Source organism: Pseudomonas sp., from assembly GCF_050739655.1.
GTDB lineage: Bacteria > Pseudomonadota > Gammaproteobacteria > Pseudomonadales > Pseudomonadaceae > Aquipseudomonas.
Map to the genome: position 1 here is coordinate 1 of NZ_JBOIBY010000398.1, position 1507 is coordinate 1507.

The 1507-nt window shown below is 57.6% G+C and carries 1 protein-coding gene and 1 pseudogene; both read left to right on the forward strand.

Going from position 1 to position 1507, the window contains the following annotated elements:
• Positions 1 to 428: pseudogene (locus ACRESJ_RS19290) on the forward strand (hypothetical protein); the annotation flags it as partial.
• A 121-nt stretch (positions 429 to 549) separates the two neighbouring features.
• Positions 550 to 1507: hypothetical protein (locus tag ACRESJ_RS19295; protein WP_431759311.1), on the forward strand; the 958-nt coding region annotated here is incomplete at its 3' end.

The following is a 1507-nucleotide window of genomic DNA, read 5'->3' on the forward strand; positions in this document are numbered from 1 at the left end:
ACCTGCTGCCCCAGGGCGGTTGGCAAGCCTGGTTGAATCAGGGGCGCAAGCCGGTGCGGTTGTTTCGTGATCAGACGTTCAATGTGTCGTCTTCATCGCGGTTCAAGATGCAGCTTGAATGCGAGCATTCCGCTGGCAATACCTGTGGCTTGCGCGATAGCGAATCTGCGCAAGTCGTCCCGTTGAACACCAGCGTGAGCCTGCCCAGTGGCTTGACGGATGCTTCAAGCCAACCTGTTCATCGTCGCCCGCTGTTGCGCGATGGCAGCGGCACCGAGTTGTTCCAGCCAGGGGTTTATGTCGAGCGCAAGCCGGGAACCCTGCATTTTGAAGTGGCCCAGGAGCATGTCGAACAGATGTTGCGCGACGGTGCAGGAAAGACCTGGTCGGGCAACGTCACGGTGATCTGGGATTCGGAGGTGATCTGAAATCCGCGTTTGGGACATTGCTGATACGCCCGCTCCGGGGGCGTCTCATTACCTTTTTCTCTTCGACCCACGTGCTGCGCGATCGACTGCTTGCATGCCAAGGCGCGTGGCCGTTTTGTTGATGTTCCAGTTGAGCAAAAAAATGAAAGTAACTTTTCCGCTTAGAGCAATGGCGTTGTGTTCTCTGATGAGTGGCTTGCTGGTCGGCTTGCATGCGCCGTCCGCGAGCGCGGTGGTGCAGGAATTAACCGCCGAGTTCGTGCCTGATCCGAGTAACCCGTTGCTCAACAAGTTTGTTAATACAACTCCGCAAAGCGGGGTGTGCGCTACTTACATGGCCGCTCCTTGCAAGGTCAGGGGCATCTTCAGTCTGCGGGTGAACGGCCTGCAATTTAGATCCACGCAGGCTATTCCAGCCCGGCATGCAGACCCCCGGCAGGGCGTGACCTTTAGTGTTCCGTCGAGCTGGAGGCCGGTGGAGGTTGTCCATTCGCGTACAGGCGAGACGGAAACGGTTGAGATGCGCGTCGTGGGAGTTGGCGGTACATGGTATTCAAGTTATCCGCCGGGGGTCAGTGCATGGGCCACGGCACCGGGGCAGAACTGGTATCGCCCATGGCAATATCCGCCGGCCCCGTGTACCGGTGTGCCTTCGTATTGGGCAGGTACCTGGTTCGCATACTTCTTTTGGATGTTTCCTGAAGGTGCGGGTGCCTGCGCCATTCAACCTTATCTCGATATTCCCTGGTTCCAGCACCGTCAGGTCGATTATGCCTATGACCTGCGCACGCCCAACCCCCTGCGAATGTCCTCAGGTGAATACAAAGGCTCATTGACCTACACCACTGGTCCCGGCGGTGACTTCGACTTTGGCGATGTGATGCTGCCCAATGATCCCGCGATCACCCTCAATTTCACCCTCAATGTCATGCATGCCCTCAAGGTCGAAATCCCACCCGGTGGCAACAGAATCGACCTGCTGCCCCAGGGCGGTTGGCAAGCCTGGTTGAATCAGGGGCGCAAGCCGGTGCGGTTGTTTCGTGATCAGACGTTCAATGTGTCGTCTTCATCGCGGTTCA